Raw genomic sequence first — 22,490 nt, 5'->3', positions numbered from 1 at the left:
CGGCCCGCGAGACCATGCAAGGGGCCATCGCGGTCGCTTCCTGCCCCGTATCAGCCGCTGCGCAGCCGCGACAGCAGCCGGTCCATGGCCCGGTAGCCGAGCGCCTCGATCAGGTGTTCCTTCTCGATGGCCTGTCGTCCTGCCAGATCGGCTATGGTGCGCGACACCCGCAGGATGCGGTGCCAGGCCCGGATGCTGAGCCCCAGCTTCTGGATGGCATTCTCCAGAAACTCGGCATCCTGCGGCGATAAGCGGCAAATTTCTTCGATTTCACGGCTATCAAGCAGGTTGTTGAGCTTGCCGTTGCGGCTCAGCATGCGCTCCCGCGCCCCCAGTACCCGCTCGCGGATCTGCTGGCTCGACTCCCCCCGCTCAGCCTTGCCGGTCAGGCTGCCCTTGGGCAGCAGCGGCACCTCCACCGTCAGGTCGAAGCGGTCGAGAAAGGGGCCGGAGAGCTTGCCGAGGTAGCGCAGGATCTGATCCGGGCTGGAGCGGGTCTGGCCATCGCCATAGTGCCCGCAAGGGCTGGGGTTCATGGCGCCGACCAGCTGGAAGCGGGCGGGAAAATCCACCTGCCGGGCGGCCCGGCTGATGGTGATGTGGCCCGTCTCCAGCGGCTCGCGCAGGGAGTCGAGCACCTTGCGCTCGAACTCCGGCAGCTCATCCAGAAACAGTACGCCGTTGTGGGCCAGGGATATTTCACCGGGCCGTGGGTGGCTGCCGCCTCCCACCAGCGCCACGGCCGAGGCGCTGTGGTGCGGCGTGCGATAGGGTCTGTGATGCCAGTGACCGGCGCGCGGGGTGAGGCCGCCGATGGAGTGAATGGCGGCGGTCTGCTGCGCCTCCTGCTCGCTCAGTGGTGGCAGAATGCCGGGCAAGCGGCTCGCCAGCATGCTCTTGCCGGTGCCGGGTGGGCCGATGAACAGCAGGTTGTGGCTGCCGGCGGCGGCGATCTCCAGCGCCCGTTTGGCCTGAGACTGGCCGATCACGTCCTGCAGGTCCGGCACATCGGGCAGGGCCTCCGTGGTCTGGGGATCCGGCAGTGGCAGTTCGTACTGGCCTGCCAGCCAGGCGGTGACGGCCAGCAGCTGATGGGCGGTGCGCACCTCGGCATCCTGAATGAGGGAGGCCTCGGGGCCGTTTTCTCGCGGTACCAGCAGGGTGCGCCCCGCGTCGCGGCAGGCGAGCACGGCGGGCAGTACCCCGAGCACGGGGCGGATCTCGCCGGTCAGGGCCAGTTCGCCTAAAAATTCGTGATCGAGCAGGTATTTTGCGGGTATCTGCTTGGAAGCGGCGAGGATGCCGATGGCGATGGCCAGATCGAAGCGGCCCCCCTCCTTGGGCAGATCGGCTGGGGCCAGATTGACCGTGATGTGTTTGGAAGGGAACTCGAAATTGCCGTTGAGCAGGGCACTGCGCACCCGATCCCGCGACTCCTTCACCGAGGTTTCCGGCAGGCCCACCATGTTGAAGGCGGGCAAACCGTTGGAGAGGTGCACCTCCACCGTCACTTGCGGGGCCGCGACACCCAAGCTGGCACGGCTATAAACCACAGCTAATGACATAAATCCCGTCCTTGGTTTGATGTATGTGCTGGTTAACCGTTTTTTATTAGTTTTTTGTTCCAATCGATGCGTTCGGACTCAGTCAAAATCAGAGTCTTGTCAGGCAAAAAACGCTTGCCCAATAAAAATCACCGTGCTAGTTCTAATAGCCATTCGCGGTAAAAACCGCCCCATTTCACAGGATTTCCGGTTGTAACTATGAACATGGCCTCCCGTTTCGTCAGCATTATTGTGGTCCTAGTGGTGATTATTATCTCACCGCTCGGGGCTCGTTTAGCTGCACGGAACAAGGGATAGACCCACCACCGGACAGAACGAAACAAGCGACCCCCGAGCCTCACAGCTCGGGGGTTTTTTTTCGACCACAGGACAGGATTTTCCAGATGAACGGCGCGCAGTTTTTGGTACAGGCTCTCAAGCAACAAGGTGTGACTCAGGTGTTTGGTTACCCGGGCGGGGCCATCATGCCGGTCTACGATGCCCTGTATGACGGTGGCCTGGCCCATCAGCTCTGTCGCCACGAGCAGGGTGCCGCCATGGCGGCGGTGGGTTATGCCCGCGCTTCCGGTCAGGTGGGGGTCTGCATCGCCACCTCCGGCCCCGGCGCCACCAATCTGGTAACTGGCCTCGCGGAGGCGCTGCTCGATTCGGTGCCGCTGGTGGCCATCAGCGGTCAGGTGCCTTGCGCCGCCGTCGGGACCGATGCGTTTCAGGAGGTCGATGTGCTCGGCATGTCCCTCTCCTGCACCAAGCACTCCTTCATGGTGACCGATGTGGCCGATCTGCCGCAGGTGATCGCCGAAGCCTTCGCCATCGCCAGTGAGGGGCGCCCGGGCCCGGTGCTGATCGACCTGCCCAAGGATGTGCAACTGGCCAAGGTGCCAACCCAGAGCCCGCTGTTTGCGGTGGCAGAGCCCGAGCATCTGAGCCAGGCCGAACTGACGGCTGCCCGTACCCTGCTGGCCGCCGCCGAGCGCCCGGTGCTCTACGTCGGCGGCGGAGTGGGCATGGCCAATGCCGAACAGCAGCTGCGCGAGTTTGCCGCCGCGACCGGCATGCCGGCGGTCACCACCCTCAAGGGGATAGGGGCGCTGGATCCCGACAGCCCCGTTTATCTCGGCATGCTCGGCATGCACGGCACCAAGGCCGCCAACTATGCGGTGCAGCAGTGCGACTTGCTGCTGGTGGTGGGGGCCCGTTTCGATGATCGGGTGACCGGCAAGCTGGAGGAGTTCGCCCCCGAAGCCAAGGTGATCCACCTCGATGTGGACGCCGCCGAGTTCGGCAAGCGCCGCGCCGCCGAGGTGGGCATCACCCAGGATCTCAAACAGGTGCTGCCGCGCCTCGCCATGTCCCTCTCCATCGACCCATGGCGTGAGCACTGCGCGAACATGGCCCGCGAGTATGCCTTTCGCTACGACCATCCCGGTCAGCCCATCTATGCCCCGGCGCTGCTCAAGCAGCTCTCTGCCAGGTTGCCGGAGACCAGCGTGGTGGCCTGCGACGTGGGTCAGCATCAGATGTGGGTGGCCCAGCACATGCGCTTCACCAGCCCGCGCAACCACCTCTCCAGCGCCGGTCTCGGCACCATGGGCTTCGGCCTGCCGGCCGCCATCGGCGCCAAGATGTCGCGCCCGGAGGATGAAGTGGTGCTGGTGAGCGGCGATGGCTCTTTCATGATGAACGTGCAGGAGCTTGGCACCATCCGCCGGGCCCAGCTCAAGGTGAAGATGGTGCTGCTGGACAACCAGCGCCTCGGCATGGTGCGCCAGTGGCAGGAGCTGTTCTTCGACGGCCGCTACAGCGAGACCATCCTCTCCGACAACCCCGATTTCATCGCCCTGGCTGCCGCCTTCGGCATCCCCGGCGAAACCATCACATGCAAGGATCAGATAGCCGGCGCCCTCGATCGCCTGCTGGCCAGCGAGAGTGCCTACCTGCTGCATGTGGCCATTTCAGAGGAAGAAAACGTCTGGCCCCTGGTTCCGCCAGGAGTCGCCAACCACCAGATGATGGAGCTACGCCCATGAGTCAGTTCAATACCTTGCAAATCCATGCCCAGCCCAGACCTGAAGTGATGGAGCGGGTGCTGCGGGTGGTTCGTCACCGCGGTTTCAACCTCTGCGCCCTCAACATGGAGCAGGATTGCCAACAACTGCGGATCACGGTTACTGTCGAGTCGGTGCGTCCCATCCAGCAGTTGTGGAGCCAGCTGGTGAAGCTGGTGGACGTTTCCCGGGTCGATGCACTGGAACAGCAACCCCGGATCAGAGCTTAAGGAGCCAAGCCAATGTCACAGCCTTCCCAATCAGCCACTCACCCGCAATACATCTGGTTCAACGGCACACTGGTGCCCTGGCAGGATGCCCAGGTGCACGTGATGAGCCACGCCCTGCACTATGGCTCCTCGGTGTTTGAGGGGGTGCGCGCCTACGATACCCCCAAGGGGACCTGCATCTTCCGTCTGCAGGAGCACACCCGCCGCCTGTTCGACTCCGCCAAGATCTACTGGATGGATGTTCCCTACAGCGAGGCCGACGTGAATGAAGCCTGCCGCACCGTGGTGCGCGAGAACGGCCTGAAGAGCGGCTATCTGCGCCCGCTGGCCTTTGTCGGCAACGTGGGGCTGGGGCTGCATCCGCCGCTGGATGCCAAGGCCGACCTGATGGTGGCCGCCCTGCCGTGGGGCGCCTATCTGGGGGAAGAGGGGCTGAAAAACGGGGTGGATGTCTGTGTTACCTCCTGGAACCGGCTCGCTCCCAACACCATTCCCACCGGCGCCAAGGCGGGCGGCAACTACCTCTCTTCCCAGCTGATCAGCCGGGAGGCCAAGCGCAACGGCTTCGCCGAGGGGTTGGCGCTGGACGTGAACGGCTACCTGAGCGAAGGGGCGGGGGAGAACCTGTTCCTGGTAAAGAACGGCGTGCTGTTTACCCCGCCCGCTACCGCCGCCATCCTGCCCGGCATCACCCGTGACACCATCATGACGCTGGCCCGCGATCTGGGTTACGAGGTGCGCGAGCAGGCGCTGCCCCGCGAGGCTCTCTATGTCGCAGACGAAATCTTCATGACCGGCACGGCGGCCGAGGTGACCCCGGTGCGCTCCGTCGATCGGATGAAGGTGGGCGCTGGCTGCCGCGGCCCGGTGACCGAGCAGCTGCAAAACGCCTTCTTTGGCCTGTTCAATGGCCAGACCGAGGACAAGTGGGGCTGGCTGACGCCAGTTAACGACTGATTGCAGAGGGGAGGCGCCATGCCTCCCCGAGTCGCTTCCGGTCAGGGCACTGCGCTGTGCCCTCACCAGGATCGATTCCCGATCCGAGAGTCACTTTTCATTTCCAAAGATAATGAGCCCGCTGGGCATTCAGGGAGTAGAGACATGCCGAAGTTGAGATCCGCCACCACCACCCACGGACGTAACATGGCCGGGGCCCGCGCCCTGTGGCGCGCCACCGGAATGACCGATCAGGATTTCGGCAAGCCCATCATCGCCGTGGTCAACTCCTTCACCCAGTTCGTTCCGGGCCACGTTCACCTCAAGGATCTGGGCCAACTGGTGGCCCGCGAGATCGAAGCCGCAGGCGGGGTGGCCAAGGAGTTCAACACCATCGCCGTGGATGACGGCATCGCCATGGGCCACGGCGGCATGCTCTACTCCCTGCCATCGCGCGAGCTGATCGCCGATTCGGTGGAGTACATGGTCAATGCCCACTGCGCCGACGCCATGGTCTGCATCTCCAACTGCGACAAGATCACCCCGGGGATGCTGATGGCCGCCCTGCGCATCAACATCCCGGTGATCTTCGTCTCCGGCGGCCCGATGGAAGCGGGCAAGACCAAACTCTCCGACCAGATCATCAAGCTGGACCTGGTGGACGCCATGATCCAGGGCGCCGACCCCAAGGTTTCCGACGCCCAGAGCGAACAGGTGGAACGCAGCGCCTGCCCCACCTGCGGCTCCTGCTCCGGCATGTTCACCGCCAACTCCATGAACTGTCTGACCGAGGCGCTGGGTCTCTCCCAGCCGGGCAATGGCTCGCTGCTGGCGACCCACAGCGACCGCGAGCAGCTGTTCAAGCTGGCGGGCCAGCGCATCGTGACCCTGGCCAAGCGCTGGTATGAGCAAGACGATGCCTCGGCGCTGCCGCGCAACATCGCCACCAAGGCGGCGTTCGAGAACGCCATGGCGCTCGACATCGCCATGGGCGGCTCCACCAATACCGTGCTGCACCTGCTGGCGGCGGCCCAGGAGGCGGGCGTCGACTTCACCATGGCCGACATCGACCGCATGTCGCGCAAGGTGCCCCAGCTGTGCAAGGTGGCGCCCTCCACCCAGAAATACCACATGGAAGACGTGCACCGTGCCGGCGGCGTGGTCGCCATTCTGGGCCAGCTGGAAAAAGCGGGTCTGGTGCACGGGGATACCCGCAACGTGCTGGGGACCTCGCTGGTGGAGCTGCTGGCCGAATACGACGTCAGCCGCCAGCCCAGTCAGGAGGTGGTGGACTTCTATCGCGCCGGCCCGGCCGGGATCCGCACCACCAAGGCCTTCAGCCAGGATTGCCGCTGGCCGGAGCTGGATCTGGACCGCGCCGAAGGCTGCATCCGCTCGCTGGACAACGCCTACAGCCTGGAAGGGGGCCTGGCCGTGCTCGCCGGCAACCTGGCGCTGAACGGTGCCATCGTCAAGACTGCCGGGGTGGATGAGGAGAACCTCACCTTCCGTGGCCCGGCCCGGGTATTCGAGAGCCAGGACACGGCGGTTGCGGGCATTCTGGATGGCACCGTCAAGGCCGGTGAAGTGGTGGTGATCCGCTACGAAGGCCCGAAAGGGGGCCCTGGCATGCAGGAGATGCTCTACCCCACCACTTATCTCAAGTCCATGGGGCTTGGCAAGGCGTGCGCCCTGATCACCGACGGTCGCTTCTCCGGCGGCACCTCGGGTCTCTCCATCGGCCACGTCTCGCCGGAGGCGGCCTCCGGCGGCACTATCGGTCTGGTGGAGGATGGCGACATCATCAACATCGACATCCCGGCCCGCAGCATGGTGCTGGAGGTGGCCGACAGCGTGCTGGCTGCCCGCCGCGTCGCCGTCGAAGCCCGTGGCTGGAAGCCGCTCGATCGCCAGCGTCAGGTCTCCTTTGCCCTGCGCGCCTACGCCATGTTCGCCACCAGCGCCGATAAAGGTGCGGTGCGCGATCGTTCGATGCTGGGGGAATAAACCATGGTTTCTGCGGCGGATTATCTACGCAAGGTGTTGCTCTCTCCCGTCTATGAGGCGGCACGGGTCACCCCCCTGCAAACCCTGAAGAAACTCTCCGAGCGGCTCGGCAATCACGTCAGCCTGAAGCGGGAGGACCTGCAACCGGTCCACTCCTTCAAGCTGCGCGGCGCCTACCACAAGATCGCCACCCTGACCGAGGAGCAGAAGGCGCGCGGCGTCATCGCCGCCTCTGCTGGCAACCACGCCCAGGGGGTCGCCCTGTCGGCCGCCAAGCTCGGTATCAAGGCGATCATCGTGATGCCCAAGACCACGCCGGACATCAAGATCGACGCGGTGCGCCGTCAGGGCGGCAACGTCATGCTGTTTGGCAACAGCTTCGACGAGGCGTACGGCGAGAGCCGCCGCCTCGCCGAGTTGGAGGGCTACACCCTGATCCCGCCGTTTGACGACGTCGAGGTGATCGCCGGGCAGGGCACCATCGGCAAGGAGCTGCTGGAGCAGGATACCCACCTCACCCACGTGTTCGTGCCGGTGGGCGGCGGCGGCCTGGCTGCCGGGGTGGCGGTCTATATCAAGCAGCTGCTGCCGGATGTGAAGGTGATCGGGGTGGAGGCGGAGGGCTCCGCCTGCCTCAAGGCCGCGCTGGCGGCCGGCGAGCCGGTCAATCTGGAACGGGTCTCGCTGTTTGCGGACGGGGTGGCGGTCAAGCGCATCGGCGAGGAGACCTTCCGCCTGTGCAACCAGTATCTGGATGAGGTGGTGACCGTCTCCAACGACCAGATCTGCGCCGCGCTGAAAGACATCTTCGACGACTGCCGTGCCATCGCCGAGCCGTCGGGGGCCCTGTCGCTGGCCGGCCTCAAGGCCTACAGCGAGCGGGAGCAGGTGAAAGGGGGGCGGATGGCGGCCATTTTGTCCGGCGCCAACGTCAACTTCCACAGCCTGCGCTACGTGTCGGAGCGCTGCGAGATCGGCGAGAAGCGCGAGGGCATGCTGGCGGTGACCATCCCCGAGCGCAAGGGGGCCTTCCTCGACTTCTGCCGTCAGCTCGGGCCGCGCATGGTGACCGAGTTCAACTATCGCTATGCGGATGCCGAGCAGGCGTCGCTGTTCGTCTCGGTGCGCCTCACCGGCGGTGACGAGGAGCTGGGCCAGATCATCGATCAGCTCGGTGGCAACGGCTATCCGGTGGTCAACATGACCGAGAGCGAGCTGGCCAAGAACCACGTGCGCTACATGATTGGCGGCCGCCCGGCCCGGCCCCTCGGTGAACGCCTCTACAGCTTCAAGTTTCCGGAGCAGCCGGGCGCCCTGATGCGCTTTCTGGAGACCCTGGGTTGTCGCTGGAACATCAGCCTGTTCCACTATCGCAACCACGGCGCCGACTACGGCCGGGTGCTCTGTGCTTTCGAGCTGCCGGACGAGGACGTGGCCGCCTTCCACGACTACCTGCACGAGATTGGCTACGGCTGGAAAGAGGTGAGTGACGACCCCGCCTACCGGCTGTTTCTGGCCAGCTAGGTGCGTTGCAAGCAGCAAGAGGGAGGCCATCGGCCTCCCTTTTTCATGGCGCTGGCCGGCACATCCGCGGATACCCCCTGCATGGGGCGTTTTCCTGCCGGGAATGCCGGGTGCTTCACACTCTTGAGTCCCAAGTCATTTGAGGCTGGCAACAGATGGGATAACCTGATGGACGGGGCCGGGTTTGCCCCATCAGGGAAGAGAGGCGCAAGAGCGCCCATCACGACTCATTGCAGAGGCTTTCACCATGAACAAATCGATACTTGCCGTGCTGGTCAGCGGCCTGCTCGTCAGCGGGGCCGTGCAGGCTGCCGCTCAGGACAACACCTGGTACGCCGGCGGCAAGGCCGGCTGGTCCAAGTTCTTCGACGTGGATCAGAAGCAGGTCGTCTCCGACACCCTGGGGGCGCTGCAGAACACCAGCACCAGCAAGGATACGCTCGGGCTGGGCGCCTTTGCCGGCTATCAGCTCAACCCCAACCTGGGCTTCGAATTCGGTTATGACTGGTTCGGCAAGTACACCTCGTCCGGCGAATTGAGCGGGGTGAGGGTGGAAGGGGAAGCCAAGAGCCAGATGATCCAGACCACCATGAAGATAGGGTTCCCGGTCAACGATGCGCTGGATCTCTATGGCCGGATCGGCGGTGGTTACGCCTGGACCAACAGCGAACTGTCGGCCCAGACGGCTACCGACTTCATCAAGGATACCGGCAACAAGCATGGCGCCGTGTTCGTCGGGGCGCTGGGGGCCGAATACGCCATCGACCGTGACTGGGCCGCCCGCCTCGAATACCAGTACACCACCCCGCTCGGGGATACCTCCCTCGATCGTTCCGGCATCGAGATGGACAACGGCATGCTGGCGTTTGCCATGATCTATCGCTTCGGCCAGCAGGGCGGCGAAGTGGCGGCGCCCGCACCGGCCCCGGCTGCGGCGCCTGCTCCCGCCGTGGTGGTGGTGCCCAAGACCTTCAGCCTGAGCTCGGACGTACTGTTCGAATTCAACAAGGCGACCCTGAAGCCGGCTGCCAGCCAGGCGCTCGACAACCTGTTCAGCCAGATCGTGGCGGCCAATCCGAAAGACGGGGTGGCGACCGTGATCGGCCACACCGATCGCATCGGCTCCGACGCCTACAACCAGGCGCTCTCCGAGCAGCGTGCCCGCAGCGTCGCCGACTACCTGATCGCCAAGGGACTGTTTGCCGACAAGGTGCGGGTCGAGGGGCGCGGCAAGTCCTCTCCGATCACCGGCAACAACTGCAGCAGCGGCTCCAAACCGGCGCTGATCGCCTGTCTGGCACCGGATCGGCGGGTGGAAGTGCGGCTGGAAGGGGTTTCCCAACCGGTGCAATGACCACGGTGACAACATGAACGACAAGGGAGGCTCAAGCCTCCCTTTTCATTGCCGCCAGCGGGGGCGGTTATGTGCAGATGCCGATGCCGCAGCCTCCTGATATAGCCAATCGGTGTTAAGCCCCCTTCGGCAGATGGTCGATAACTGACCAGATGTATGGCGCCGAGGGCGAAGATATGCGCATCGATCACTACGACCTCCAGGGGGAGGTACAATACCAGCAGCAACAGGCGCAGTCCCGCAAGGTGCGCCGGCTCGGCCCCGTGCCGGCTGCCAGCCAGGCGCAGTCCCCAGCCACGGCGCCGGCGGACTCGACGCCAGCGGCTGCCGGTGGCAGCCAGCTCACCTTCACCCGCAGCAGCCTGCTGACGCTGCAGATGGCCAGCCGCACTGCTGCCAGCCCGGTGCCAGCGGCCCCCACACCTGCGCCAACCAAGCCTGCCGAGACCGACAAGGGCGAACAGGATGGCATTCCCAACGACGGGCTCGACAACCGCCAGCGGCTCATCAAGCTGATGATCGAGGCGATGCTGGGCCACGAGATAGAGCTGCCGGGCCCGATCAAACCGGCCGACCAGAGCGCGGAGGGAGTCCCCGCGCCGACGGGTGAGGGGACCCCGCCCGCCGCCGAGCCGGATCAGCTGGTGGAGGTGACCGACAGCCTGCTGCAAAAAGAGCAGCTCAACGTGGTGGCTGCGGCGAACTTGCAGACCCAGGATGGCCAGACCTTGCAGCTGGATCTCGGTTTTGTGCTGGACTGGCGCCAGCTCGACATCAGCCAGCGTCGCACCACCCTCAATGCCCTCAAGGATCCGCTGGTGCTCAGCCTGGACGGCAAGATAGCCGGCCTGACCGACGCCCGGGTCAATTTCGACATCGATCAGGATGGCAAGGCGGACAGCCTGCCCGGCCTGAGTGAAGGGAGCGGCTTCGTGGCTCTGGATCGCAATGGCAACGGCACCATAGATGATGGCGGCGAGCTGTTTGGGGCCCGTTCCGGCAACGGTTTTGGCGAGCTGGCGACCCTGGATGAGGATGGCAACGGGGTGCTGGACGAGCGGGACAGCCAGTTCTCGGCGCTGCAGTTCTGGCAGCCGGAACAGTCCCCCATCGCCCTGGTGGAGCTGGGGATCGGCGCCATCCTGCTGCATCCCCTCGACACCCCCTTTAACCATCTGGGGGAAAGCGGCAATCAGGGGGTGCTGCGCCAGTCCGGTCTCTATGTGACCGAGCAAGGCAAGGGAGGCTGGGTGCAGCAGGTCGACCTGCGGGTCTGACCCCTGCACTCGCATGGCAAACCCGGTCGCTGACGAAGCGCGCCAGCGGCCGCTTCACCATCAGCTACTAGAGCCTGACTCAGTTCAGCTCGGTGGGGTCGATGTCGAGGCTCCAGCGTACCCGCTTGGTCTCTGGCCACCCCTCCAGCTCCTTCACCGCCCAGTCCAGTAGCTGGGCCAGTGGTGCCCGGTTTGGCCCCTGCACCAGCAACTGCATGCGGAACTTGCCCGCCTTGCGCTCCATGAAGCCGCTGATGGGCCCGAGCACCTGAACATGGGGATAACGGGCGCTGCGCAGGGTATCGGCGAGGCGGCTGAGGAACAGCTGTACCTCGTCGCGGCCATTGGCCTCGGCCCGAAACAGCCCCTGATAGCTGAACGGTGGCAGCCCCAGCAGGCGGCGCTCTTTCAGCGCCGTGTCGGCGAAGTGGCCATAGCCGTTCTGGGTCAGATCCTGCAGCAGAGCGTGTTCGGGATGGTGGCTCTGCAGCACCACCAGCCCCGGCTTGCTGGCGCGGCCGGCACGGCCCGCCACCTGGGTGTAGAGCTGGGCCAGCTTCTCGGCGGCGCGAAAATCGGCACTGAATAGCGCGCCATCCACATCCAGCAGCCCGACCAACGTCACATCCGGGAAGTGGTGGCCCTTGGCCAGCATCTGGGTGCCGATCAGGATCTTGTACTTGCCCGCCTTGATGTCACCGAGGTGGGTCTCCAGCTCTCCCTTGCGACGGGTGTTGTCCCGATCGATGCGCACCACCGGATAGTGCGGAAACACGGTGCCGAGCAGCTGTTCCAGCTGTTCGGTACCCACACCTGAACCGATGAGCTCGTTGCTGCCACACTCGGGGCAGTGGTGGGGCAGCGGGCGCACGCTGTCGCAGTGGTGGCAGTGCAGCCGCCGTCCGGCCTGGTGCCAGGTGTACCAGGCGTCACAACGCTCGCAGGCGGCGCTCCAGCCGCACTGGTGGCAAATCAGAGCCGGAGCATAGCCACGGCGGTTAAGAAACAGCATCACCTGATTGCCCGCCGCCAGATGTTCCGCCATCAGCTGTTCCAGCTGGGGGGAGAGCCCGGCCTGCAGCCGCACGTTCTTGATGTCCAGGATCACCTGGCGGGCAGTCTGGGCATTGCCGGCGCGGCGAGTCAGGGTGAGATGGTGATACTTGCCACTGCGGGCGTTGTGCAATGTCTCCAGCGACGGGGTGGCCGAGCCCAGCAGGATGGGAATGCCGGCGCGATGGGCCCGCATCACCGCCAGATCCCGCGCATGGTAGCGAAAACCGTCCTGCTGCTTGAAGGAGCCGTCGTGCTCCTCGTCGATGATGATGATGCCGAGGTTGTGAAACGGGGTGAACACCGCAGAACGGGTGCCGATCAGGATGGCCGCGCCGCCGTCACGGCAGGCCAGCCAGGCGTCGAGCCGCTCCCGATCGTTCATGGCGGAGTTCATCGCCACCACCGGCACGTTGAAGCGGCGCCGGAAGCGGTTGATGGTCTGCGGAGTGAGGCCGATCTCGGGCACCATCACCAGTGCCTGCTTGCCTGCCTTGAGCAGGGGCTCGAGGATGCTCAGGTAAACCTCGGTCTTGCCGGAGCCGGTGATGCCATCCAGCAGGAAGGCGCCAAACTGGTCGCTCTGGCTGGTGATGGCGGAGACCGCCAGCGCCTGTTCGCCGTTGAGACGCAGCCCCTCGCCAGGCTCGAAGCGGGCGACCCAGTCGCCGTCGTGGCTCGGCTCCAGCGAACGCTTCTCCAGCAGCCCCTTCTTCTCCAGCGCGGTGAGCGCAGCACTCTGGATCTCCTCCTGCTTGAGGGCGGAGGGGGTCTGCGGCCCCTTGCGCAGCAGGGCGAGCGCCTGCTGCTGCTTGGCCGCCCGCTTGAGCTCGTTGAGATCGACCGCCATGCCGGCCTCGGTGGCAAACCAGAATTCCAGCTCGCGGTAGGCGGCGGGCTCCCCCTTGCGCACCAGCACCGGCAGGGCGTGGGGCAGTACCTCCCCCAGCGGGTGCTGGTAGTAGCTGGCGCTCCAGGCCATCAGCGCCAGAATGTCGGGCCCCAGCACGGGGGCGCTATCAAGCACGCGTTTGATCGGCTTGAGCTTGTTGCACGGCACCTGGCTGTCGGCCGGGTGATCCACCACCAGCCCGACCAGGGTTTGCGGGCCGAACGGGATCTCGACCCGGCAGCCGGGGGCAGGCAAAGGCAGGGGGGAGAGATAGTCGAAGTGACGGCGTAACGGCACCGGCACAGCCACACGAACCAGATCCAGCGTTTGGGAAGAATTCACCAGAGATTGCCTATTTTTTCTGCGAAGCCACTTGCCTGAACTCAGGCATTTCCTATATTATTCGCAGCCTTTGAAACTGTGTTCAACAATCGTGTGGTGTCCGACAGAAGATCGGATAGCGACACGGCCTGATAATTGAGGTTGTCCATGAAAGCTGGTATCCATCCTGACTACGTAGCCATCACCGCCAAGTGCTCTTGCGGTAACGTCATCAACACCTTCTCTACCCTGGGTAAAGATCTGAACCTGGACGTGTGCTCCGAGTGCCACCCGTTCTATACCGGCAAGCAGAAAGAAGTTTCTAGCGGCGGCCGCGTAGACAAGTTCAACAAGCGTTTCGGTGCGATGACCACCAAGAAGTAATTCTACTTCTGAAGAATTCTGAAAAAGGCGCCCAATGGGCGCCTTTTTTATTGGTCGGCGTTCTGTAACGGCCCGCTTTGCCCTATGGTGGGACTCTCCTTTCTCCCTGCGAGGGAGCAGGGGCGAAGATGAGGGGCGGTAACATGGGCAAGACAGGGAGTGTGCAGATGCGTGATTGTCTGGTGATGGGGGCGGCGGGCTACATAGGTTCTTACCTGGTGCCCCATCTGCAAGAACTGGGTTATCGGGTGATTGCCGGGGCGCGGCGCCCCTGCCGTCTGCCACCCGGGGTGGAGTTTCGTCTTGCCGACAGCCTCAAGCCGATCACATTGCTGCCCGCCCTGGCCGGCATCGACACCGTCTTCTATCTGGTGCACGCCATGGGGGCGGGAGCCGACTTCCACCGGCTGGAGCAGCAGGGGGTGAAGAACTTCGCCGCCGCCGCCCGCGCCGCCGGGGTGCGCCGCATCATCTATCTGGGCGCCATCCAGCCGGCGCAGTGCAACAGTCGCCACCTCAACTCCCGCCGTTATTGCGGCGAGCTGTTTCGGGGCGCCGGCGTGCCGACGGTGGAGCTGCGCGCCGGCATCATCATAGGGCCCGGCTCGGCGGCGTTTGAGGTGATGCGGGATCTGGTGTTCAACCTGCCGATGATGGTGACACCTAAGTGGGTGCGCTCGCGCACGCCGCCCATTGCGCTCTCGAACCTGCTGCACTATCTGGGCGGGCTGGTGGAGGCTGAAGGGGTGGACGGCCAGATCTTCAACGCCGCCGGTCCCGAGCTGCTCAGCTATCAGCAGCAGTTGCAGAAGTTCGCCGCCCACATCGGCAAGCGCTGCCCCATTATCCCGCTGCCGTTTCTCAGCCCGCGCCTCTCCGCCTGGTGGCTGCAGTTTGTCACCTCGGTGCCGCAGCCGGTGGCCAAGGCGCTGGTGGGCGGCCTCAAGCACGACATCCCGGCCGACGACGGCCCGCTGCGGGCCCTGCTGCCGCAAACCCTGCTCAGCTTCGACGAGGCGCTGGCCGAGAGCCTCTCTCTGGAGCAGCAGCTGGGCGCCGAGCAGCAGGGGGAGGAGACCCCGCTCGGCCTGCGCTGGCGCCACCCCGAGTACGGCTTCTATGACCGCACCGCCAGCGGCGATGCCATCTGCCTCGCCTCGCCGGAGGTGGTGTGGCAGGTGCTGCAGCAGCTGGGGGGCGAGCAGCGCTACTTCTACATGAACCAGCTGTGGGTGGTGCGCGAATGGATGGATCATCTGATCGGCGGCCCGGCGCTGACCCGCGGTCGCACCAACCCGGATCGCTTCGTGAAGGGGGACATGCTGGACTCCTGGCAGATCCTCGGGGTGGACGAGGGGCGCAGGCTGGATCTGCTGTTCAACATGCGAGCCCCCGGCGTCGGCCGGCTGGAGTTCAACATACTGCCGGAAGAGTCGGGGCTGACCCGGCTCAAGGTGACGGCCCACTGGCATCCACAGGGGGCCTGGGGGCTGGCCTACTGGCTCGCCATGCTGCCGTTCCACCTCTTCATCTTCCAGGGCATGACGGAGGCGATCGCCAGACAGGCGGAGGCGAAAGCCGGCATTCCGGTGATGGGGTGAAACCATATCTATAACTAAATGGGTATTCTTGGTTGGTATGACATGCTAATTACTGGCTTGTCAGTGGCTGGGTGACGATACTTTCCTCTGTGAAAGCCCGATGGTTTTCTTTATGATCCCCAGCCCTCGCCTGTGGGCGAGCCAATGCACCACTCAATTCACTACCGTATCGGGGTCCCCCATGTCCGATCAGCGTCACGATCTTCGTCAACAAGCACTCGATTACCACGCCCAGCCCGTGCCGGGCAAAATCGCCATCGCCCTCACCAAGCCCGCCGAGACCGCCCGCGATCTGGCGCTGGCCTACAGCCCGGGCGTTGCCGAGCCGGTGCGCGAGATCGCCGCCAACCCGGCCGATGCCTACCGCTACACCGGCAAGGGCAACCTGGTGGCCGTCATCTCCAACGGCACCGCCATCCTGGGGCTGGGCAATCTGGGTCCGCTGGCCTCCAAGCCGGTGATGGAGGGCAAGGCCCTGCTGTTCAAGCGCTTTGCCGGCATCGACGCCATCGACATCGAAGTGAAGCACGAGACCAGCGCGCAGTTCATCGACACCGTTGCTGCCATCGCCGACACCTTCGGCGGCATCAACCTGGAAGACATCAAGGCCCCCGAGTGCTTCGAGATCGAGCAGGCGCTGATCGAGCGCTGCGACATCCCGGTGTTCCACGATGATCAGCACGGTACTGCCATCGTCACCGCCGCCGGCCTGCTCAACGCGCTGGAAGTGCAGGGCAAGCAGATTGGTGACAGCCGCATCGTCTGCATGGGCGCCGGGGCTGCCGCCACCGCCTGCATGGAGCTGCTGATCAAGTGTGGTGCCAAGCCCCACAACATCTTCATGCTGGATCGTCAGGGCGTCATCCACAGCGGTCGCACCGATCTCAACCAGTACAAGCAGCGCTTCGCCAATGACACCCCCCTGCGCACCCTGATGGAAGTGATCGACGGGGCGGACGTGTTCGTCGGTGTCTCCGGCCCGGATGTGCTGCCCGCCGAGGCGGTGGCGCTGATGGCGCCCAACCCGGTGATCTTCGCCTGCTCCAACCCGGATCCCGAGATCAAGCCGGCGCTGGCTCATGCAGTGCGCAGGGATCTCATCATGGGCACCGGTCGTTCCGACTATCCGAACCAGATCAACAACGTGCTCTGCTTCCCCTTCATTTTCCGTGGCGCCCTCGACGCCCGTGCCAGCCGCATCAACGATGCCATGAAGATCGCCGCGGTCGAGGCGATCCGTGGTCTGGCCAAAGAGCCGGTACCGGCCGAGGTGCTGACCGCCGCCGGCGTCAGCGAGCTGGCCTTCGGCAAGGACTACGTCATTCCCAAGCCGATGGATGCCCGTCTGCTGCCGCGCGTCGCCCGTGCCGTGGCACTGGCGGCGGTGGAGTCCGGGGTGGCCCGCATCGCCCTGCCGGCGGACTATATGCTGGGCTGAGCCAAGGCAAGCGCGCAGAAAACAGAAGGGGCCCCATGTCGGGGCCCCTTTTTATTACGGGAAGCTTGTTGGTCGATTACTTGGTCTTGGGAGCAACCTTGACGGCCGGCGCCTTGGCGTGGGCAGCCTTGTGGTGTTTTTTCACGACCTTGGTCTGGGTAGCCTGGGGAGCGGCAGCCTTGGTCGGGGTGGCAGCCATGGTGAAGCCGGAGGTCAGGGCGAAGACAGCAGCCAGGCTCAGGGGGATCAGCTTGTTCATATTCCAGTTCCTCATTCGGGTTGATGACATGGAGCGTTTCTCCATGACTTCATCCTAGGGCTGTTCGACCTGCGGTTCAGTGAGTGACTGGTGACGGTTTGTATCCAAATGTACAGGCAGCATCAGGCAGAAACGGGCACCGCTGCTGCTTGGCAGCAGTTGCACCTCGCCGCCGTGGTGGCGGGCGATGCTGCGCACGATGGCCAGCCCCAGCCCGGCGCCGCCGGTGCGTCGGTCGCGGCTCTTATCCAGCCGCACGAAGGGCTCGAAGATCTGCGGCGCCAGCGCCGGATCGATACCGGCGCCGTCGTCGGCCACCTCCAGCAGATAGTGATCCTGCTGACGCGCCATGCTGAGGGTCACCCGGCCGGCGGCGTGGCGCAGGGCGTTGCCGATGAGGTTCTCCAGCGCCCGATCCAGCAGGCGAGTATCGCCGCGCCAGGGCAGGGCCATGGCCGGGCGCACTAAGTCGAGCCGCTTGTCCGGCCGCAGCGCCTGCCAGTCGGCGAGGCGGCTGCCGGCCCAGCTGCCGAGCTCCAGCTCGCTGCACTGCAGTGGCAGCTCGGGGCGATCGAGCCTGGCGTAGGTGAGCATCTCCTCGATGAGGGCGTCCAGCGCGCCGAGATCCCGCTCCAGCCCCTGCTGCTCCTCGGCCGAGGGCGCCGGATCCAGCATGGCGAGCCGGTAGCGCAGCCGCACCAGCGGGGTGCGCAGCTCGTGGGCGATGGCGTCGGTCAGCTGCTTGCGGCTGGCCAGCATGGCCTGCAGCTGCTCGGTCATCTGGTCGAAGGTGCGGCCGACCCTGCTCAGGCTGCTGCCGGGCGGCAAGCGGGTGCGGCAGGAGAGATCGCCGTCACCGACCCGGCGGGCGGTCTGTTCGAGCTGCTGCAGGCCGCGCCAGTGCGGACGCAGCCAGAGCAGGATCGGCAGCCCCAGCGAGAGACCGATGACCAGCAGCAGCCCCACATCGACCCAGTGCAGCTCGTGCAGGTAGGAGAGATAGGGCACGGGGCCGACGATCAGCACCTGATCGGTGCCCGGAATGCGCTGCAGGAAGGTGTCATCCTCCTCGACGATGACGATGTTGCCGGCCTCCAGGAAGGCCTGATCCTCGTTGGCCAACGGCTGGTTGGCGAGGGCGCCGATCTGTAGCGGCAGGGTGAGCTGGCGGCTCTGCTCCGCCATGCGGGCGGGCCAGTGTTCCGGCGGCAAGCGGGCCAGCTCGCCGGTGAGCAGGCCGAGGGAGCCCTGCATCATCCGCTCCAGATAGCGATCTCCTGCCCGCTCGGCGGTGACCTGATAGACCATGCCGACCAGCAGGATGGCCAGGGTGAAACAGCCGATCAGCAGCAGATAGAACTGGATAAACAGGCGGCGCATTGGGTTCTCCTCTTGCCTGGATTGCGTCTGGGCATTGCCTTGTTGCCCCCTCATCCCCAACCCTTCTCCCGCAAGGGGAGAAGGGAGCAGAGAGCATCAAGGTCATTCGGCGGGGCTTATTCCCAGGCGTGGGGCACCAGCAGGTAGCCCTTCTGGCGCACCGTCTTGATGCGGGTCGGGTTGCTGGTATCGTCCCCCAGCTTGCGGCGCAAGCGGGAGATGGCCACGTCCATGCTGCGATCCTGGCCGTCGTAGTCGCGACCGCGCAGGCTGCGAAACAGCGCTTCCCGCCCCAGGATCTGGCCGGCGTGGCAGGCCAGTTCCCACAGGAGATCGAAATCGGCGGTGGAGAGCGGAATGCTGTCGCCGTCGAGGCGCACGTCCCGGCCCGGCCCGTCGATCTGCAATCGGCCGAACTGCAGGCGCTGGGGCGGCGTGCCGGCGACCACGGGCTGCGGAGCCTGTTGCCCCTGCTGGCGGAACTGGACCCGCAGCCGGGCCAGCAGCACGGGGGGCGGCGTGGTCTTGAGGATGTAGTCGTTGGCGCCCAGCTCCAGGCTCAGGATCTGGTTCATGTCGCTGTCCAGCGAGGTGAGCATGACGATGGGGCCGGCAAAGCGCGGGCGCAGATCCCGGCACAGGGAGAGACCATCTTGACCCGGCAGCATGATGTCGAGCAGCACCAGGTCCGGCTGCTCGGCCTCGACCCTGGCCAGCGCCAGATCGCCCCTCGGCTCCAGCAGCACTTCCATGTCGTGGCGGGCCAGCCAGCTGCTGATGAGCTGGCCTATCTCGGGATCATCTTCAACAAAAAGAATGCGTTGCATGGTGGCATGACACCCAGACTGTGGCGCGGATGCGCGTGCCGCCAGCATAGCGGCTCCGGCCGCCCCATGCACAGGGTTAAATAATCAAACAGGGCCCGCGGGCCCTGTCTTGCTGGTCGAGAGGGGAGCTGTGCCCCGGTGGCATCAACCCGCCTTGCGCTTGAGATAGACGCCGGCTTCCATGTGGTGAGTCCAGGGGAACTGATCGAACAGGGCGAAGCGATTTCCCCTGTGACATCAACCCGCTTTGCGCTTGAGATAGACCCCGGCTTCCATATGGTGAGTCCAGGGGAACTGATCGAACAGGGCGAAGCGGGCGATCTCGTGGGTTTCGCCGAGCACCGCCATGTTGGCCTGCAGGGTCTCGGGGTTGCAGGAGATGTAGAGGATGTTGTCGTAATCTTGCACCAGCTTGACGGTGGCGTCGTCGAGGCCGGCCCGGGGCGGGTCGACGAAGATGGTGTTGCACTGGTAAGCGCCCAGATCGACCCCCTTGAGGCGGTTGAACTCCCGCTCGCCGCGCATCGCCATGGTGAACTCTTCGGCCGACATGCGCAGGATGATCAGGTTGTCGACGCCGTTGGCGGCGATGTTGAACTGGGCGGAGTCCACGCTCGGCTTGGCGATCTCGGTGGCCAGCACCTTGCGGAAGTTCTGCGCCAGGGCGATGGAGAAGTTGCCGTTGCCGCAGTAGAGCTCCAGCAGGTCGCCTTCGCTCCCCTTGGTCACGTCCAGCGCCCAGCCCAGCATCTGTTCGTTGATGGCGGCGTTGGGCTGGGTGAAGCTGTTTTCCACCTGCTTGTAGACCAGCTGGCGGCCCTGCACGGTCAGCCGCTCGATGACGAACTCCTCCCCCAGGCAGATCTTCTGCTTGTGGGCGCGGCCAATCAGCTGCAGCTCGAACCCCTTGGCCCGCAGGTCGGCCTGCAGCGCTTCGGCGGCCTGCTGCCACTCGCTCTCCAGCTTGCGATGGTAGAGCAGGCTGACGCAGATCTGGCCGGACTGGGTGGAGAGGTAGTCGATCTGGAACAGCTTGCGGCGCAGCACGGGGTGCGGGCGCAGCCCCTCCAGCAGTACCGGCATCAGCTGGTTGATGAGGCGGCTGGCGGTGGGGAACTGGTCGACCCGGATGATCTCCTTGGTAGCCGGCGCATACATGCAGTGGTACAGGTCGTCACCGTCGTGCCAGATGCGAAACTCGGCGCGCATCCGGTAGTGTTCGGCGGGGGAGGCGTGCACTTCCAGCGCAGGCAGGGTGAAGTCGGCAAACAACCCGCAGAGGCGCTCGCGCTTCTCGTCGAGCTGGGCCTGGTAGTCGGCCGGGGTTCGAAGGGGCGCCGGGTCGGCGGAAACCTGCTGGGATTGGGTCATGATTTACCTCACATGCACACCGGTCTGGCCGGGTCGAAATCGGGGGAAGCCTGCAGCCACCCAAAGGGGCCCGATTTTAAAAGGCCGCCGCAGATTGTCCAGTATTTTGTGGTCAAGAAGTGTTCAGTCAGGCCGATAGCTGATCTACAGGCATGGTGGGAGGACACATTATGCAGATCGACGGAGTGGGCGCGGCCCAACCCAAGGGAGTGGGTGTTGCTCCCAAATCGCCCCAGCAGGCGGACTCGAAGCCGGTAAACAACGAGGACGAAGTCTCGTTGCACAAGGCGCCGAAATGGGCGCAGGTGCTGGTGCAGCAGGCGCTGCAGTTCGCGCTGGAGATCAATGGTCAGGGCTACAAGGCGCCCAAGGCACAGGATCAGCCGGAGGCGGTGACCCCGGATACCCTGTTCGACTTTCAGTCGGTGGCCGACAACGTGCTGCAGTTCGTCACCGGCCGGCTGGGGGCTGCCCGGGCCGACGGCAAGTCGGACGACAGCCTGACCGGCATGATGGAGCAGGCTCGCAAGGGGGTGGACAAGGGCTTTGGCGATGCCAGGAAGCAGCTCGGCGACTGGGCGGACAATTCCGACATCAAGACCGGCATGGATCAGAGCTACAAGCTGATCCAGGAGGGGCTCGATCAGTTCGAGAAGGAGTTCTTCGGCAAGGTCTCCACCACCGACATGGGGCAGGCCGAAATGGCCAGTCGCCAGCAGGGTTCGCTGGAGATCCAGACCAAGGATGGCGACAAGGTGGTGCTGCGCTTCAACGACAGCTGGCAGACCAAGTCCCAGAAGGATGACAGCGGCAGCCAGTTCAGCCTCAAGTCGAGCCAGAGCTTCAGCTTCTCGCTGGAGGGCAACCTGAGCAGCGAGGAGATGGACTCCATCGGCAAGCTGGTCAAGGGGATCGACGATCTGGCCGGCAACTTCTTCTCCGGCAATTTCGACGACCTGTTGAAGAAGGCGGGCGAACTGAAGCTGGATGACAGCCAGCTGGCCTCCTATTCGCTCAAGCTCAAGCAGAGTCTCAAGCTGAGCCAGACCTATCAGGGGGCGCACTCCCTGCAGGAGATGCTCAAGCCGCTGGCCGACTACCTGCCCAAGCTGGATCAGGTGCAGCAGCAGGCGGATTCTCTGCTGCCTGCATCCCAGCAGCAGGCGCTGACGCCGGCGGTGCTGGCGGCCCGTGGCCAGAGCGATCCGGCCCAGGTGGGCAGTTTCACCAGCTTCAACCAGCGGATGCTGGATGCGCTGCGGATGATCGGCCAGTTCCAGCCGGCGACGGATGCCAGCAGCAAGAGCGTCTGAACCGTTTCGAATCGAGGACCATGACCGGCTGTTTGCCAGCTCCTGCGGGGGCTGGCAAACTGGCCTTTTTCCCGATCCGGCCAGCCCATGAACCCGAAAAAGCCCAGAGACAAGCGCGAGCTTTGCTACCCCTTCATCTTCGAAACCCAGTTCCAGTGTGACTACGAGATCGCCACCGACGAGCTCTGCTGTCAGGTGGGCGCCGTATTGTCACACCTTGCTCCGGAGGCCGAGATTGCGCCCATGCAGGCGGATCTCGCGGCGCTGCAGCGGCTTATCTACAACCTCAACGGCTCGGTGCGCGGCAGGCTCGGCATCTTCGAGGAGGATCTGGCGTGGCTGAAGGGGCGTTACGATCACTACAACGAGGCGAGCCGCGGCCGGGTCACCGGTTTCGTGCTGCCGCAAGGGCCGCAGCCGATCCCGACCCTGCACCTGTGCCGCTGCGGCAGCAAGAAGGTGGTGCGGCTGCTGGTGCGGCTGGAAGAGAGCGGAGTGCGCTTCGATCCCATCCTCTATCGGTTCGCCAACCTGCTGGCCAACTTCTTCTTCGTGCTGACCGTCTACCTCAAGCAGCTGTGGCAGGTGGACGAGGTACCCTACGTCAGCATCAACTACTGAATACGGCCAAAAAAGCTTTTGTTTTTCATGAAGATCAAACACGATCATCCCATTTGTCGGTCGCCGGGATGGTTCCGGTAGCGCAGTGG

Annotated in this window: 17 protein-coding genes and 1 pseudogene; 12 read left to right on the top strand and 6 right to left on the bottom strand. The window is 64.7% G+C overall.

Translation table 11 applies throughout. The annotated features are described in order from the left end of the window. Nucleotides 1-50: 50 nt before the first annotated feature. The gene (locus tag AHA_RS21240; protein ID WP_011707862.1) at nt 51-1,565 is read right to left on the bottom strand and encodes a YifB family Mg chelatase-like AAA ATPase; all 1,515 of its coding nucleotides are present in this window, start codon (nt 1,563-1,565) and stop codon (nt 51-53) included. Nucleotides 1,566-1,948: 383 nt separating this feature from the next. Between AHA_RS21240 and ilvG the strand changes: the two genes are divergently transcribed. From ilvG to AHA_RS21205, 7 genes are all read left to right on the top strand, one after another. Then, nucleotides 1,949-3,595, top strand: a complete 1,647-nt coding sequence (gene ilvG, locus AHA_RS21235; protein WP_011707860.1) for an acetolactate synthase 2 catalytic subunit — start codon at nt 1,949-1,951, stop codon at nt 3,593-3,595. Beyond that, nucleotides 3,592-3,843 carry an acetolactate synthase 2 small subunit gene (gene ilvM / locus AHA_RS21230; protein WP_005306810.1) on the top strand — a complete coding sequence of 84 codons (252 nt, stop codon included), beginning with the start codon at nt 3,592-3,594 and terminating at the stop codon, nt 3,841-3,843. Before ilvG ends, ilvM begins: the two co-directional genes overlap by 4 nt. 12 nt (nt 3,844-3,855) lie before the next feature. Then, the gene (locus tag AHA_RS21225; protein ID WP_011707859.1) at nt 3,856-4,800 is read left to right on the top strand and encodes a branched-chain amino acid transaminase; all 945 of its coding nucleotides are present in this window, start codon (nt 3,856-3,858) and stop codon (nt 4,798-4,800) included. Nucleotides 4,801-4,944: 144 nt separating this feature from the next. Beyond that, entirely contained in the window at nt 4,945-6,786 is a 1,842-nt protein-coding gene (gene ilvD / locus AHA_RS21220) for a dihydroxy-acid dehydratase (protein ID WP_024945527.1), read from the top strand. Nucleotides 6,787-6,789: 3 nt separating this feature from the next. Beyond that, nucleotides 6,790-8,310, top strand: coding sequence for a threonine ammonia-lyase, biosynthetic (gene ilvA, locus AHA_RS21215; protein WP_011707857.1), 1,521 nt, complete (start codon nt 6,790-6,792; stop codon nt 8,308-8,310). 247 nt (nt 8,311-8,557) lie between these two features. Further along, entirely contained in the window at nt 8,558-9,664 is a 1,107-nt protein-coding gene (gene ompA, locus AHA_RS21210; protein WP_011707856.1) for a porin OmpA, read from the top strand. Nucleotides 9,665-9,816: 152 nt separating this feature from the next. Further along, complete coding sequence (locus AHA_RS21205; RefSeq protein WP_164927773.1) at nt 9,817-10,941, top strand: hypothetical protein; 1,125 nt, start codon at nt 9,817-9,819, stop codon at nt 10,939-10,941. A gap of 79 nt (nt 10,942-11,020) precedes the next feature. Here the strand turns inward: AHA_RS21205 and priA are convergent, their stop codons facing one another. Beyond that, nucleotides 11,021-13,228: a primosomal protein N' gene (gene priA / locus AHA_RS21200; RefSeq protein WP_011707854.1), complete on the bottom strand. Its 2,208-nt coding sequence runs from the start codon at nt 13,226-13,228 to the stop codon at nt 11,021-11,023. Between the two features lie 147 nt (nt 13,229-13,375). Between priA and rpmE the strand changes: the two genes are divergently transcribed. The 3 genes from rpmE (at nt 13,376) to AHA_RS21185 (ending at nt 16,630) form a co-directional block, all read left to right on the top strand. Continuing rightward, nucleotides 13,376-13,591 (top strand): 50S ribosomal protein L31, encoded by a 216-nt coding sequence (gene rpmE, locus AHA_RS21195; RefSeq protein WP_016352348.1) that lies wholly within the window; start codon nt 13,376-13,378, stop codon nt 13,589-13,591. Between the two features lie 167 nt (nt 13,592-13,758). Further along, nucleotides 13,759-15,192, top strand: a complete 1,434-nt coding sequence (locus tag AHA_RS21190; RefSeq protein WP_049048120.1) for a DUF2867 domain-containing protein — start codon at nt 13,759-13,761, stop codon at nt 15,190-15,192. A gap of 181 nt (nt 15,193-15,373) precedes the next feature. Further along, nucleotides 15,374-16,630, top strand: a complete 1,257-nt coding sequence (locus AHA_RS21185) for a malic enzyme-like NAD(P)-binding protein (protein WP_011707851.1) — start codon at nt 15,374-15,376, stop codon at nt 16,628-16,630. 76 nt (nt 16,631-16,706) lie between these two features. Here the strand turns inward: AHA_RS21185 and AHA_RS21180 are convergent, their stop codons facing one another. From AHA_RS21180 to trmA, 4 genes and pseudogenes are all read right to left on the bottom strand, one after another. Beyond that, the gene (locus tag AHA_RS21180) at nt 16,707-16,889 is read right to left on the bottom strand and encodes a hypothetical protein (RefSeq protein ID WP_010635722.1); all 183 of its coding nucleotides are present in this window, start codon (nt 16,887-16,889) and stop codon (nt 16,707-16,709) included. 54 nt (nt 16,890-16,943) lie between these two features. After that, on the bottom strand, nt 16,944-18,269 hold the full coding sequence (gene rstB / locus AHA_RS21175; protein ID WP_011707850.1) for a two-component system sensor histidine kinase RstB: 1,326 nt from the start codon (nt 18,267-18,269) through the stop codon (nt 16,944-16,946). A gap of 116 nt (nt 18,270-18,385) precedes the next feature. Next, nucleotides 18,386-19,096, bottom strand: a complete 711-nt coding sequence (rstA, locus tag AHA_RS21170) for a two-component system response regulator RstA (RefSeq protein ID WP_042050134.1) — start codon at nt 19,094-19,096, stop codon at nt 18,386-18,388. A gap of 144 nt (nt 19,097-19,240) precedes the next feature. Then, nucleotides 19,241-20,467: pseudogene (trmA, locus tag AHA_RS21160) on the bottom strand (tRNA (uridine(54)-C5)-methyltransferase TrmA). A gap of 170 nt (nt 20,468-20,637) precedes the next feature. Here trmA and AHA_RS21155 point away from each other — a divergent pair. Both AHA_RS21155 and AHA_RS21150 read left to right on the top strand, forming a co-directional pair. Next, complete coding sequence (locus AHA_RS21155; protein ID WP_011707847.1) at nt 20,638-21,780, top strand: DUF5610 domain-containing protein; 1,143 nt, start codon at nt 20,638-20,640, stop codon at nt 21,778-21,780. A gap of 87 nt (nt 21,781-21,867) precedes the next feature. Continuing rightward, nucleotides 21,868-22,401 (top strand): ATP--cob(I)alamin adenosyltransferase, encoded by a 534-nt coding sequence (locus AHA_RS21150; protein ID WP_011707846.1) that lies wholly within the window; start codon nt 21,868-21,870, stop codon nt 22,399-22,401. Nucleotides 22,402-22,490: the final 89 nt, after the last annotated feature.

It is taken from the genome of Aeromonas hydrophila subsp. hydrophila ATCC 7966, from assembly GCF_000014805.1.
GTDB lineage: Bacteria > Pseudomonadota > Gammaproteobacteria > Enterobacterales > Aeromonadaceae > Aeromonas > Aeromonas hydrophila.
Note: the sequence above shows the minus strand (reverse complement) of the source record. Positions and strands in the feature narration are given on the sequence as shown.